The sequence below is a fragment of the Streptomyces luteolifulvus genome, assembly GCF_008806595.1.
GTDB lineage: Bacteria > Actinomycetota > Actinomycetes > Streptomycetales > Streptomycetaceae > Streptomyces > Streptomyces luteolifulvus.
On the sequence record NZ_VZRB01000052.1, the window covers coordinates 1 to 13,767 of the forward strand.

The window sequence follows — 13,767 nt, forward strand, 5'->3', positions numbered from 1 at the left end:
TTCATAGTGTTTCGGTGGTTATAGCGTGAGGGAAACGCCCGGTTACATTCCGAACCCGGAAGCTAAGCCTTACAGCGCCGATGGTACTGCAGGGGGGACCCTGTGGGAGAGTAGGACGCCGCCGAACGAATTGTGAAAAAGGCCCACACCGAAAATCGGTGTGGGCCTTTTTGCGTTTGTGGCTACTGTGAGGCGTATGAACTACGTCATCCGCTCCATACGCGCCGACGAGTGGCCCGCTGCCAAGGCCCTGCGTCTCGTCGCGCTTCAGGACCCGGTCGCGCACCTCGCCTTCCTGGAGACGTACGAAGACGCCGTGGCCAGGCCGGACTCCCTCTTTCAGGAACGGGCCGAGTCGGCCGCGGAGGGGGCGACCGGGGCGCAGCAGATCATCGCCGAGGGGCCGGACGGGGAGTGGGTCGGGACCTTGACGGTGCTGGTCGAGCAGCCGGGCACCAAGGACTGGGCCGGCTTTCCTGTCGAGCGGAAGCAAGGGCACATCGTCGGAGTGTTCGTCCGGCCCGAGCATCGGGGGATCGGTCTTACGGAGGCGCTGTTCGAGGCCGGCGTGGAGTGGGCCTGGGGGATGGGGGCCGAGCGGGTGCGGCTGATCGTGCACGAGGAGAACGGACGGGCCCAGGGGCTCTACCGCAAGGTCGGATTCGTGCCCAGCGGGCTGGTCGTGCCGTTGACGCCGACGCCCGGCGAGTCCGAGCTGGAGTTCGTCCTCGACCGGTCGTGAGCGGCTACACCGGGAGTTCGTCGTGCGGCCAGCGGGCGCGGCCCTGTTCGCGGGAGCGGAGCAGGGCGAGCGTGGGCAGGCCCCGGTCCGCTCCGGTGGCCAGCAGCTCCGGGAGCTGGGGAAGCGGAGCCACTGCCGCGATGTCATCCAGGACGAGGGTCAGTGGTGGGTCGAGCCGACCGGAGGATGACCGTTCGGCCATGCGCCGGCCGCGCTCGACCACGCTTGCGGCGAGAGCCGTCAGAAGGGGCATCGCACCGGGGTTCGCCCTGGGATCCTCGATGGATTCACCGACCGCATAAAGCGTTCCCCCTTCGTTCACGAAGGAATCCAAGGCGAGCGCATCTGTTCGGTTTGGAGTGCATGCCTCGCGGATGTTGACCGTGAAGAGGGCGGACAGTGCGCGGCTCGTCAGCTCCTGTGCGATGTCGCGGCGTTCGGGGTGTGCGGTGAGCGCGGCCTCGAGTTCGCCGGCGGCGCCGGGGGCGGCCTTGGGGTTCGTACGGAGGATGCGCACGGCGTCCTGGACCTGGGTGCCCTGGGACCAGCGATGGACATGGCGGATGGTGCGGCCGTCGACGGCGGCGGCGTGGAGATAGCTGCGCAGGAGCGTTTCGGCCGTTTCGGCCGTGGCCTGGTCCAGTTTGGCGGTGGGGCGGACCGGGGCGAGGAGAGCTGCCGCGCGGGTGAGGGCGGTCTGTTTGTCCTCGCAGCCCGAAGTGGGGGACCAGTGGAGGCGGGCCGGGGTGTCGCACTGGTGGGTCGGGTCGTAGAGGTGGACCGGGCCCAGTTTGGCTCGGGCGTCCTTGGTGTCCTGCCAGAGGGAGGGGTTCGAGGTGACCACCAGGGCCGGGCCCTCCGCGTCGTGCACCGCTTGGGTTGCGGCGGCCTGGCGGCTTTCCCTCGGGGCCACGAGGATTTTCTCCCATCCGGCCATCCGTTCGCCGTCGAACGGAGCTACGGGGGGCTGTGACTGCGGCGGCGTCGCGCGGAGTAGTTCCGTCGGCTGGGGCGGGAGCGTGATCTCCGGCTGTGCCGGCTGCGGCGGCTGCGGCGTCGGTCTCGGTACCGGTACCTCCTGGGGACCCGGCGCCGGCGCGGTCGCCGCAGCCGTGGCCCGCCCCACCGCCTCCGCCCGCCGTCTCGCCCTGACCGCTCTCCAGCGTGCCAGTGTGCCCATAGCGAACACCGTCAGGACGAACAGCAGCATCAGCTGGCCGATGAACAGGCCCCAGAACAGCCCGTATCCGGAGAGCTGGGCGGCCGGGGTGTCCGGCCAGGCGCCGGGGATGTCGTGCGGTTGGGCGACCAGCCGGCGCATGGCCATCGGGGTGCGGGTGAAGGTGATGCCGTCCGGCCAGGCGCCGTGGGAGAACAGGGCGGCGAGGCCGGCCGCCGTCCATACCAGCAGGGTCATGCCGAGGAGGAAGGTGAGGAGGCCGACCAGCAGCCCGTCGGGGATGCCGCCGGGTCTCTCCTGCCGGCGGTCACGATGATGATCGTCCGGTCGCACGCCGCCCCCTTGTGCTTAGGCCACGGTCGACTCGGACGAGCCGTCCAAGTCGCTGAGGTGCTGTTCCATGAAGGCCGCAGCCCGTTCCTCCGCCTCCAGCTCGGCGGCGCGCAGGGCGTCGTCCGTGAGGTGGGGGTCGCTTGCGGACTCGGTCATCGCGCGGTCGGTGAAGACGAGCGGGCGTTCGGTCTCGGTGACCAGGTGTTTGACGACCTGGACATTGCCGTTGACGTCCCACACCGCGATGCCGGGGGTGAGCGTGGGGATGATCTCCACCGCCCAGCGCGGCAGACCCAGTACCCGGCCTGTCGCCCTCGCCTCGTCCGCCTTCTGGGCGTAGATCGTCCTCGTCGACGCCATCTTCAGGATCGCCGCGGCCTCCTTCGCCGCGGCCCCGTCGACCACGTCGGACAGATGGTGCACGACCGCCACGAAGGACAGACCCAGCCGGCGCCCGAACTTCAGCAGCCGCTGGAACAGCTGGGCCACGAAGGGGCTGTTGATGATGTGCCAGGCCTCCTCGACGAGGAAGATGCGCTTCTTCCGGTCGGGGCGGATCCAGGTGTGCTCCAGCCACACGCCGACGATCGCCATCAGGATCGGCATGGCGATGGAGTTGCGGTCGATGTGGGACAGGTCGAAGACGATCAGCGGGGCGTCCAGGTCGATGCCGACCGTCGTCGGGCCGTCGAACATGCCCCGCAGGTCACCGTCGACCAGGCGGTCGAGGACCAGTGCCACGTCCAGGCCCCAGGCCCGTACGTCGTCTATGGCGACGTTCATCGCCTCCGCGGACTCCGGCTCGGGGTGCCGTAGCTGCTCGACGATGTCCGTGAGGACCGGCTGGCGTTCGACGATCGTCTCGTTGACGAACGCGTGGGCGACCTTCAGCGCGAAGCCGGAGCGCTCGTCGAGGCCGTGGCCCATGGCGACCTCGATGATGGTCCGCAGCAGGGCGAGCTGCCCGGTCGTCGTGATCGACGGGTCCAGGGGGTTGAGGCGGATTCCGTGGTCCAGGGCCGCCGTCGGGTCCAGGCGGATGGGAGTTATCCCCAGCTCCTGCGCGATCAGGTTCCATTCGCCGACGCCGTCCTCGCCCTGGGCGTCCAGGACGACGACCTGGCGGTCGCGGAAGCGCAGTTGCCGTAGGACGTATGTCTTCTCCAGGGCCGACTTGCCGTTGCCGGACTCGCCGAGGACGAGCCAGTGGGGCGCGGGGAGCTGCTGGCCGTACAGCTGGAAGGGGTCGTAGATGTAGCCCTTTCCGGAGTAGACCTCGCGGCCGATGATGACGCCCGAGTCGCCGAGGCCGGGGGCGGCGGTCGGGAGGTAGACCGCCTGGGCCTGGCCCGTGGAGGTGCGCACCGGCAGCCGGGTCGTCTCGACCTTGCCGAAGAGGAAGGACGTGAAGGCGTCGGTGAGGACGGACAGCGGGTCCCGCATCAGCGCATCAGCCCCTACCTTCGGATTCCGGTGGCGAACGGGAGGGTGTTCACGAAGGCGCGGTGGTGCTCGCGGTCGCACCACTCCAGCTTCAGATACGACTTTCCGGCCGAGGCCCGGATGGTGCGCTTGTCGCGGGCCAGGGACTCGGGGGAACGGGCGGAGACGGTGATGTAGCCGACCAGGTTCACCCCGGCCGCGCCGCTCGCGAGGTCCTCTCCGCGCTGGTCGAGGCGGTTGTGGGCGGCGATGTCGCGGGGGTCGACGGTGCGGTTCATCTTGGCGGCGCGGGAGGCCTCCGCCTCGTCGTTGGTCTTCTCCGTCAGCATGCGCTCGATGGCGACCTCGGTGGGTTCGAGGTCCATGGTGACGGCGACCGTGCGGATGACGTCCGGGGTGTGGACGAGGAGCGGGGCCAGGAAGTTGACGCCCACCGGGGTCATCGGCCATTCCTTCACCCAGGCGGTGGCGTGGCACCAGGGGGCGCGGGTCGACGACTCGCGGGTCTTCGCCTGGAGGAATGTCGGCTCCATGGCGTCCAGCTCGGCCGGCCAGGCGTTGCGCTTCGTCATCGCCTGGATGTGGTCGATCGGGTGGTCCGGGTCGTACATGGAGTGGATGAGCGAGGCGAGCCGGCCCTGGCCGAGGGGCTGCCGTACGCGGATGTCGGCTTCCTGGAGGCGGGAGCAGATGTCGGTGAGCTCGCGCGCCATGACGACGGCGAGACCGGCGTCCCGGTCCAGCTTGCGGCCGTTGTGCGGGCGCGCGGCCCGTGCCATCGCCTGGGCCTCGGCGGCCAGTTCACGGTTGTAGTGCATACAGGCGACGAGGTAGGCGCGGTGCTGCTCGCTGCTGGTGGACACCATCGACTGGAGTTGGTCGTACGACTGCGCCAGCCACGCCGGTGCCTTGTCGTCCCCGCGGACGGCGACGTCCTTGGCGTGGGCGTCCGGGTCGGCGGGGAGGGTGCGGGCGAGCATCTGGAGGCGGGTGACGAAGCCGTCGCCGTTGGCAACGTGCTTGAGGAGGGTGCCGAAGCGGTCGACGAGGGCTTCCTGGTCCTCGGAGTCGCGCAGACCGACGCCGGGCCCTTCGATCTCGATGGCCGCGGTGACGGTGCGGCGGTCCGCGTGCAGCAGTACGGCGATCTCGTCCGGGCCGAACGGAGCGGCCAGCCAGCTGATGCGGCCGATGCCGGGCGGCGGGCCGACCTCGACCTCCCGGCCGTCGAAGCGGGTGCCGGCCTCCATCACGGTGGAGCGGTACGTCGTGCCCTGGCGCAGGGTCCGCTTGTAGCTGCGGTTGATCTCGAACCACCTGTAGAACGTGCGGCGCTTGTACGGCACGTACACCGCCGCCAGTGCCAGCAGCGGGAAACCCATCAGCAGGACGATCCGCAGGGACAGGACGGGGACGAGGAGCCCGCACATCATGCCGAGGAACGCGCCGGCGATGATGAGCGCGATCTCGCCGGACTCACGGTTCCGGCCGACGATCGCGTTCGGCCGGGCGCGGCCGATCAGATAGGTACGGCGGGGCGTGACCGGATGGGACACATGGGACTGGGTCGTCAACGCCCTTCACCTCCCGTGCGGTTGGCGCTGCTGTCGCGGGTGCTGGTGGCATGCGGGGTGTTCACCGGGCTGCGGGGCGCGGGCGCGGCGGAGGGGACGGATCCGCCGCCTCCGGTCGAGGTGCGCGAGCTGTGCGCGGCGACGCCGCCGGAGGCCGGGTTGGACGGGCGCGGGGTGGAGGACTGGCTGCCGCCTCCCGAGCCGCCGCCGTTGTTGTCGGCGCGGGTGCTGTGGGTCTTGATGCCCTGGGCGACCAGGGTCGCCGGGGAGCTGATGACCGCGGCGGCCTTGCCCTCGGCGCCCTGCATGATGCGGTTGTTGCGGGAGCCGGCGATCTCGTCGCCGAAGCCGGGGACGAAGCGGTAGATCATCGCGCTGGCGAAGATGGCGAGCAGGATGATGGCGAGGCCGGAGACGACGGCGGAGAAGGCGTCGGGGCCGTCGTCGGCGGACAGGGCGCCGGCGAGGCCGAGCACGATCACGATGACCGGCTTGACCAGGATGACCGCGATCATGATGCCCGCCCAGCGGCGGACGTGGCCCCACAGGTTCTTGTCGACCAGGCCGGCGTAGACGACGGTGCCGAGGAGGGCGCCCACGTAGAGCAGGGCGGCGCGGATCACGAGCTCCAGCCACAGCACTCCGGCGGCGAGGATGGAGACGAGGGAGACGACGATCAGCATGATCGGGCCGCCGCCGATGTCGTCGCCCTTGCTGAGGGCGCCGGAGAACGTTCCGAAGAACGTGTCGGTCTGGTCGCCGGTGGTTTTCGCGAGGACTTGTGAGACGCCGTCCGTTGCGGAGACGACCGTGTAGAGGATCAGGGGGGTGAAGGCGGAGGCGAGCACCGTGAGCCAGAGGAAGCCGATCGCTTCGCTGATGGCGGTGGTGAGGGGGACGCCTCTGACGGCTCGCTTGGCGACCGCGAGCAGCCAGAGGAGCAGGGTGAGGATGGTGGACGCGGCGAAGACGACGGCGTACTGCTGGAGGAACTTGTCGTTGGTGAAGTCGACGTTCGCGGTGTCCTTCACGGCGTCACTGAGCTTGTCGACGGTCCACGAGGCGGCGTCGGCACAGCCCCTTGCCAGGGAGGAGAGGGGGTCGAGGGTGTTGGTGAGGGTGGAGGAGCCGGATCCGGTGCCGGTGCCGGTGTCGTTGCCTTCGCAGTACTTCTTGGCGGGGCCCGCGATGAGTGAGCAGGGATCGTCGCTCTTCGTAGGGGTGGGCGTGGGCGTGGGTGCTGCGAAAGCCCGAGTGGCCAGCAGCACGCTGCCTGCTTGTACGGCGGCGACCAGGCCGGTGAGCTTGAGCGCGTGGTGATGGCTACCGGGCATAGGTGAACCCTCCGAACTCCTGGACCGCCTTGCCGATCTCGTCGGCCCCGGAAATGGGGTTGTCCCCGGTGACGGGGGTGGGGCCGGCCTTCTGGCTGCTCTCGAGAACCTTCCAGTCGCCGCCGCTCCAGGTCAGCTTCATGGTCACGGTGAACCAGCTGCTGGTGATGGGGTTGGTCGAGTCGTCACCGGCAAGCCCGAAGAGGCCGTTGCACCAGACGTCGACAGCGGCGGCGCTGTTGCTGAAGGAGCTGACCTTGGCGCCTGCGGGCAGGGTGCGGTTGACGAAGGTCTTTCCCGCAGGGGCGGTGCCGTCGTCGTTGAGGCCGATCTTCTTCAGGAAGTCCGCCGAATAGTCGGCATCGAAGCCGGACTGAAGCCGGTCGATCGAGCTCGGCGCTGCGATGGTCTGCACGATTTCATGACGTCGGGAGGCGTTGAACATACCGTCCGAGCCCAGCGCAGCCGCATAGTTCGCCGCCGCACTCTGCGCCCCTTGCTCGTCCCGGGCGAAGCCCGACCCCACCGGCTTGGTTCCGGTTGGCGCCGTGGGTGCCGCCTCCGGCTTGTTGCCCGTGTCCGTCCTCGAAGAGGAATCGTCGCCTCCACGGTTCGCGAAGGCGATCGCTGCGATCAGGAGGACGATCACGCCGACCACCGTGACCAGACTCCGTGAGGGTGATCTGCCCGCGCCGCGGCGCGTCTCGCCGGTTCGTTCGGGCAGGCGGGTCCGGGTCTGGCCCGTGCCGCCGTAACCGCCGGAGGCGGCCGCCTCGTTTTCGTCCCCGAGACTCATGCCGCGTACGCCCCCTCGACGTCGTGCGGAACCATGTAGGAGTACGAGTACGACGGTAGCCGTGCTGGTTCCCGCGCGGGCGCGGTGTGGTGACTCGACATCAGGGAAACGCAACCTCAGCCGGTGGGCACGACGGGTGGGTGGGTTGGAGGGGGAAACCGGGCGCGCCCGGCCGGACTGACGGTGCGTCGACCGGACGCCCCGTCTACACGGCCATGCCGTACACGATGGTGAAGAGCGTGCCGAGCGAGCCGATGATGAACACACCCGTCAGGCCGGCGACGATGAGCCCCTTGCCCTGCTCCGCGCTGAAGGTGTCGCGCAGCGCGGTCGCGCCGATGCGCTGTTTGGCGGCGCCCCAGATGGCGATGCCGAGACAGATCAGGATGGCCACCGCCATCACGACCTCGATCATCACCTTCGCCTCGTTGCCCAGGCTGCCGAAGGGGCCCCAGTCCGGAGCGATCCCGCCGATGATGGTGTTGATGTCTCCCTTGTCGGCCGCAAAGAGCATGTAAGTCACCGCCCCTGGTGGGTAGTTCCGCATCCCCTGCGGGTGCGCAGGGGTCAGGCATCATTGTCGCCGACGATGACGCTGTCGTATGTCGACTTGACGTCATTGATTGGCGGGTTTCGTTACGAATACCTTGCCACCGTCGCGCGCCTGGCTCGTGCCGGGTGGCGCGCGGCGGTGCCGGGGAGTCGTATGGTCACTCTGTGTATCACGGCAGGTCACGCCGGGCAATGAGGCCTGAGCGAAACCTGTCGTGTGGTTCCGTCGTTGAACCCTCTTACGATCCAGCTCCCGGCAGCGGGGCCGTTTCTGACGGTCGGTCGGGGGCGGATCGAGCCGGTGTTCTCCGGGTGAAGAGTAGCCCCGCAGTGGCGGACGGGGTGCGGCCGGGTGCCCCGGTCGGGCGGTCCGTCAGCGCGGCTTGAGGCCGTGGAGGAGGTGGTGGATCAGGGCGTCGACGCCGTTCAGGGCCGCCTCGGGGGTGAGCATGGCGTTGGCGGTGAGGGTGGCGGTGCCGTGCAGGGCGGCGGCTGCGACGAGGGTGATCTGGTCGGGGTCGCCCGGCACGATCTCGCCGCGCTGCTGGGCGTCCGCGATCAGGCGGTGCAGGGAGCCCACGGTCCGGTCGACGGCGGCGGCCATCTGCTCGGAGGTGTCCGGTTCGTGCTTGCGGGCGTACATGAGCTCCAGCAGCGCGGCGTTGTCGATGGCGAAGCGGAGGTAGGCGCGGGCGAGTGCGGTGAGCCGCGCTTCCAGGGGGAGGGCCGGGTCGTCGGCCGCGTCGAGGGTCTGGGCCAGCCGGTCGTAACCGGTGAGGGCCAGGGCGTCGAGCAGGGCCTGCTTGTCCTTGAAGTGGCGGCCGGGGGCGGCGTGGCTCACACCGGTGTCGCGGGCCAGTTCGCGCAGGGAGAGGGCGGCGGTCCCCCTGGTGCGCAGGGTGCGCTCGGCGCTGGTCAGCAGGGCGGCGCGCAGGTCTCCATGGTGGTAGGGGCGGCTCTCGGGCATGCGCACCATCGTAACTCGATGTTGACGGCGCCATCATTGGTGGCGCCGCCCTCGTTGTTGTCATTGACAGCATTGTAGTCAGCGCCTACATTGAGGCGCATGGCTGACAAGAATGACCTGCGTAAGTGGAACGCGAGCCGGATGCCGGACCTCTCCGGCCGTAGGGCCGTCGTCACCGGCGCCAACAGCGGCATCGGACTCGTCGCCGCGGGCGAGCTGGCCCGCGCGGGCGCGCATGTCGTGTTCGCCGTACGGGACCTGGAGCGGGGCCGGGCGGCAGCGGCGACGGTGACCGGCAGTACGGAGGTGCGGCGCCTCGACCTCGCCGATCTCTCCTCCGTACGGGAGTTCGCCGGCTCCTGGGACGGTCCGCTGGACCTGCTGATCAACAACGCGGGCGTGATGATGATCCCGCAGCAGCGGACCAGGGACGGCTTCGAGATGCAGTTCGGCACGAACCATCTGGGCCACTTCGCCCTGACCAACCTGCTGCTGCCGTATGTCACCGACCGGGTTGTCACCGTCGCCTCCGGCGCCCACCGCTGGGGCGACGCAGTGATCCGGTTCGACGATCTGAACATGACCGCGCACTACGACCCGCAGCGTGCCTACGCCCAGTCCAAGCTGGCGAACCTGCTGTTCACGCTCGATCTGCAGCGCCGCCTCACGGAATCCGGCTCGCCCGTCCGGGCCCTGGCGGCCCACCCCGGGTACGCGGCCACCAACCTCCAGAGCCACGCGGCGAATCCGGTCGCCCGCGTCCTCATGCGGTTCGGCAACACGTTCCTCGCCCAGGACGACAAGGCCGGCGCCCTCCCGACCCTCTACGCCGCGACCCAGGACCTCCCCGGCGCGAGCTACGTCGGCCCCGACGGCCTCGGCGAGATGCGCGGCGCCCCCACACTCGTGGGCCGCACACCCGCAGCAAGCGACCCGGCAGCGGCGCGCCGCCTGTGGACAGCCTCTGAGGAGCTGACGAACACGGCCTTCCCCCTGGTGACCACACCGTCGACAACGGCGTGACCTCGCACCCCACTTGCACACCGGCCGGCATGATCACCCCGTAGTCCGGGCGCCGCCCCTACACTGAGCTGGGCGACGGACTCCGGGGCGGCGAGGGGCGGTTGACGGTGCGTAAGGCATGGATCGTGGCGACCGTTGCTGTCGGCTCCGCGCTCTCCTTCGTGATGCTGCTCGTCATCGGGGTCTACATCGTCGCCGGAAACCTCGTCAACGGGGCGGGCGGTGGCACCAAAGCGCTGGCCAAGGGGGCGGTGCCCGCCGCGTATCAGAGGCTTGTGCAGAAGTGGGGCAATCTGTGCCCCGCCATCAACCCCGCACTGCTCGCCGCCCAGCTCTACCAGGAGAGCGGGTTCAATCCGAACGCCAAGAGCGCGGCCGCCGCGCAGGGCATAGCGCAGTTCATCCCGGGGACTTGGGCCACGCACGGCATCGACGGCGACGGGGACGGCGACCGCGACGTATGGGATCCGAACGATGCGATTCCGTCGGCGGCGTCCTACGACTGCAAGCTCGCCTCGTACGTCAAGGACGTTCCCGGGAACCTGACCGAAAACATGCTGGCTTCGTACAACGCGGGGGCCTACGCGGTCATCAAGTACGGGGGCGTGCCGCCGTACAGCGAGACCAAGAACTACGTGAAGACGATCACGACCCTGGAGGAGAGCTTCGCCGCTCCCGTCAACCGGGTCGATCCCTCCAAACAGGCCGCGGGAGCCATCTACTACGCGCAGAAGAAGCTCGGCACGCCCTATCTCTGGGGCGGCGAGGGCACGCCTGAGCAGGGCGGACGGTTCGACTGCTCGGGGCTGACCCAGGCCGCGTACGACAGTGTCGGCATCACGCTGCCCCGGGTCGCCAACGATCAGTACAACGCGGGGCCGCACCCCGCGCGGGACGAGCTGCTGCCCGGCGATCTGGTGTTCTTCTCGGACGACCTCACCAATTCCCGGGCCATCCGGCATGTGGGGATCTACGTGGGCGGCGGCTACATGATCGACGCTCCGCGCACGGGCGCCGTGATCCGGTTCGACCCGATCGACACCCCCGACTACTTCGGAGCCACCCGGGTCACCGAAGATGGCGCGAAAGCACTGCCCACGACGGTCTGAACCAACCCGAAACCACCACACACCCACCCCCTGAGCTGCGGCGATGAATCTCTCTTCGATAACGTCTGCGTGATCATTCGGTGGAGTGCGGAACGTATCAACAGGGGCCGTGCGTTTCTGGTGACGTAGCCGACGACGTAAGGGGCCGCAGCACCATGGCTGGACTCGCCGCATCCGGGTCGAACCCCGACGTCGACCTGCTCTTCGACATCAATGGCCTGGCCAAGGACGCGCCGAGCTGGTTCGACCGCGTCCTGCCGTACATCGGGGAGTACGGACTGCCGCTGGCCATGGTGCTGCTCGTGGTGTGGTGCTGGTGGTCCGTGCGGCGGCGCGGTGGTCAGGACGCGGCCTCCTCCGTCGCCGCGCTGGTGTGGGCGCCGCTGGCGGCCGCGATCGCGGTGCTGGTGAACGTGCCGATACGCGAGTTCGTGGAACGTCCCCGGCCCTTCCTCGACCATCAGGGACTCGACGTCCTGGTGTCCGGGAAGACCGACTACTCCTTTGTGAGCGATCACGCGACGATCACCATGGCGATGGCGGTCGGACTCTTCGTGGCCAACCGGAAGTTCGGGCTCGCCGGGATCGGACTGGCGCTGCTGGAAGGCTTCTGCCGGGTCTACATGGGCGTGCACTACCCGACGGACGTGGTCGGCGGGTTCGCGCTCGGCACGGCTGTCGCGCTGCTGCTGTCCCCGCCGGCGATGGCCCTGCTGACACCGGTGACCAAGGCGGTCGAACGGTCCCCGCGGGCCGGGTGGTTCATCCGGTCGCGGGGGCGGTCGTACGACGGTCAGGACGCGGTGATCCCGGGGGCGCGGAAGGAAACCGCGGGGGCAGCGGAAAAGGACTTGGCGGCGTAGGTCACCGGCCGCCGTTGCTCCGCCGTCACCTCACAGCGCCTGCGGATACGTGAAGACCCGATTCGGGTCGTACTGCTTCTTCAGACGCGTCAGCCGGGCCGCCGCATCCCCGTAGTACGCCTTCCGCCAGTCCCTCAGGGTCGGGTCCGAGTAGTTCTGGTAGGCCGCGCCGGAGGTGTGCGGCTTCATCGCGTCGTGCGCCGACGTCAGCCACGACTGGGCCGTCGAGCCCGTGGTGCCCGCGCGCCAGGACGCGATGTACTGGGCGAGCATGCGGGAGCGGCGGTGGACGAAGGCCGTGGCCGTGGGGGAGACGCGGTTGACCGCGCCGCCGAGGGCCGTGAGGGCGATGCTGCCCGAGCCGCCCCGCACTCCCCTGATCTGCGTGAGCAGAGACTGGATGCCCGCCGCGGACAGCGAGCGGTCGAAGAAGTCCGACCTCGCCGCGTAGGTCTCCCGGCCCAGCGCGCCCTGCGGGGAGCGGCCGGGGGTCGTGCCGGGCAGATGGCACTGGGCGTCGTTCGTGTACGAGGAGCAGCCGGCGTAGATCTCCATCGCCTCCTCGTAGCCGCGGCGCCTCAGCGACACGCTGGTCGCGTCGGCGCCGACCCTGGCGGCCAGGCGGTCCACCGCGTTCTGGAGTTCGCCGTAGGTGCCGAGGGAGAAGGCGGCGACGGACACCGTGGGCGTCCCGCCGGCGTAGTTGGCCAGGTGCAGGGACGACCAGATCTCGTCCGGCTGGGCCGGGCCCCACTCCTGCCACGCCTTCACCACCGCGGCGGCCTTCGCCCACGGCCAGTTCAGATAGGCGGTCACGGCCTGCGGGGCGGGGTGGGTCCTGAAGTGCAGCTCGGTGACGATGCCGAAGTTGCCGTTGCCCGCGCCGCGCAGGGCCCAGAAGAGGTCCTTGTTCTCCGTGGCGTTGGCGGTGAGCTGTTTGCCGTCCGCCGTGATCAGGGTCGCCTGGGTGAGGCTGTCGCAGGTCAGCCCGTACGCGCGGGACACCACACCGTGGCCGCCGCCGAGTACCAGGCCGGAGACGCCGACCGTCGGGCACGAGCCGGCGGGTATGGTCACGCCCTTCGCGGCCAGCGCGCGGTAGACGTCGATCAGCTTGGCGCCGGCGCCGATGACGGCGGAGCTGCCCGAGGAACGGACGCGGTTGAGCTTCGAGACGTCGATGATCAGTCGGCCGTTGCCGGAGGACCAGCCGCCGTAGGAATGGCCGCCGTTGCGGATCGCCACGCGGATGTGATGGGCGCGGGCGTAGGCGAGGGTGGTGCGGATGTCGTCGGCGTGGGCGACGTAGGCGACCGCGGCGGGCTTCAGGGCGTCGAAGCGGGTGTTGTAGAGCTGTCGGGCCGCTGCCCACTTGGCGTCGCCGGGGCGGACGAGTACGCCGTCCAGGTCGCGGGCGAGGGCCGTCCAGTTGGCGGGGGCGGAGGCGGAGGCGGCGGTGGAGCGGGCGGAGAGGCCGGTGGTGTTGTTCGTGGCGGTCGCGTCGGCGGGGGTGCCGGGCTTGCAGGCGGCTGTCGCCAGGGCCGTGATGGCGGCTGTGCCGCCACCGATGAACGTACGCCGTTCCATGTCTCCGTGCCTTCCGTCGGCCTGCGGCTTTCTTGGAACGAGACGGGTCCCCGGGGTGGGGGGTTCCAAGGGCCGGTGGCCGTGGGCCGAGTCTGAAGGGTGCGCGGCGCTGATGCCAAGGGCGTGGGGGCGGGGGCGTGAGCGGCACCCGGCGTCGGGGCTGGGGCTGGGCGGTAAGTCGCGCGGCCCGGCGCTGGCGGGGTGCCGCCCGCGCCCACCCGTGCCGCCCCGGCGGCACAGCTGCCCGCGGCTTGCGTTGCCTGG

General features: G+C 69.8%; 12 protein-coding genes and 1 rRNA gene. 5 read left to right on the forward strand and 8 right to left on the reverse strand.

The genetic code is table 11. From position 1 onward, the window contains the following. Window positions 1–10: 10 nt before the first annotated feature. Window positions 11–127 (forward strand): 5S ribosomal RNA (gene rrf / locus F7R91_RS38370). 69 nt (window positions 128–196) lie between these two features. Next, complete coding sequence (locus tag F7R91_RS38375; protein WP_150958022.1) at window positions 197–742, forward strand: GNAT family N-acetyltransferase; 546 nt, start codon at window positions 197–199, stop codon at window positions 740–742. Window positions 743–746: 4 nt separating this feature from the next. Here the strand turns inward: F7R91_RS38375 and F7R91_RS38380 are convergent, their stop codons facing one another. The 7 genes from F7R91_RS38380 to F7R91_RS38410 all read right to left on the reverse strand — a co-directional run bounded on the left by F7R91_RS38380 (window position 747) and on the right by F7R91_RS38410 (window position 8,930). Further along, window positions 747–2,255, reverse strand: a complete 1,509-nt coding sequence (locus F7R91_RS38380; protein ID WP_150958024.1) for a TraM recognition domain-containing protein — start codon at window positions 2,253–2,255, stop codon at window positions 747–749. 15 nt (window positions 2,256–2,270) lie between these two features. Then, window positions 2,271–3,698, reverse strand: coding sequence for an ATP-binding protein (locus tag F7R91_RS38385; protein ID WP_150958026.1), 1,428 nt, complete (start codon window positions 3,696–3,698; stop codon window positions 2,271–2,273). Between the two features lie 14 nt (window positions 3,699–3,712). Further along, window positions 3,713–5,272 (reverse strand): SCO6880 family protein, encoded by a 1,560-nt coding sequence (locus F7R91_RS38390; RefSeq protein WP_150958028.1) that lies wholly within the window; start codon window positions 5,270–5,272, stop codon window positions 3,713–3,715. Then, complete coding sequence (locus F7R91_RS38395) at window positions 5,269–6,606, reverse strand: hypothetical protein (RefSeq protein ID WP_150958030.1); 1,338 nt, start codon at window positions 6,604–6,606, stop codon at window positions 5,269–5,271. Before F7R91_RS38395 ends, F7R91_RS38390 begins: the two co-directional genes overlap by 4 nt. Continuing rightward, window positions 6,596–7,402, reverse strand: a complete 807-nt coding sequence (locus F7R91_RS38400) for a hypothetical protein (protein ID WP_150958032.1) — start codon at window positions 7,400–7,402, stop codon at window positions 6,596–6,598. The genes F7R91_RS38395 and F7R91_RS38400 overlap by 11 nt, the downstream gene beginning before the upstream one ends. 205 nt (window positions 7,403–7,607) lie before the next feature. Then, window positions 7,608–7,916 carry a hypothetical protein gene (locus F7R91_RS38405; RefSeq protein WP_150958034.1) on the reverse strand — a complete coding sequence of 103 codons (309 nt, stop codon included), beginning with the start codon at window positions 7,914–7,916 and terminating at the stop codon, window positions 7,608–7,610. A 411-nt stretch (window positions 7,917–8,327) separates the two neighbouring features. Then, window positions 8,328–8,930, reverse strand: a complete 603-nt coding sequence (locus F7R91_RS38410; RefSeq protein ID WP_150958036.1) for a TetR/AcrR family transcriptional regulator — start codon at window positions 8,928–8,930, stop codon at window positions 8,328–8,330. Window positions 8,931–9,020: 90 nt separating this feature from the next. Here F7R91_RS38410 and F7R91_RS38415 point away from each other — a divergent pair, with 90 nt between their 5' ends. The 3 genes from F7R91_RS38415 to F7R91_RS38425 all read left to right on the forward strand — a co-directional run bounded on the left by F7R91_RS38415 (window position 9,021) and on the right by F7R91_RS38425 (window position 11,916). After that, on the forward strand, window positions 9,021–9,944 hold the full coding sequence (locus F7R91_RS38415) for an oxidoreductase (RefSeq protein WP_150958038.1): 924 nt from the start codon (window positions 9,021–9,023) through the stop codon (window positions 9,942–9,944). Between the two features lie 164 nt (window positions 9,945–10,108). Next, entirely contained in the window at window positions 10,109–11,053 is a 945-nt protein-coding gene (locus F7R91_RS38420; RefSeq protein WP_225321046.1) for a C40 family peptidase, read from the forward strand. 155 nt (window positions 11,054–11,208) lie between these two features. Next, window positions 11,209–11,916 (forward strand): phosphatase PAP2 family protein, encoded by a 708-nt coding sequence (locus F7R91_RS38425; RefSeq protein WP_150958042.1) that lies wholly within the window; start codon window positions 11,209–11,211, stop codon window positions 11,914–11,916. A gap of 30 nt (window positions 11,917–11,946) precedes the next feature. On the opposite strand, the gene F7R91_RS38430 is transcribed toward F7R91_RS38425, so the two are convergent. Further along, entirely contained in the window at window positions 11,947–13,503 is a 1,557-nt protein-coding gene (locus tag F7R91_RS38430) for an FAD-binding oxidoreductase (RefSeq protein ID WP_150958044.1), read from the reverse strand. Window positions 13,504–13,767 lie beyond the last annotated feature (264 nt).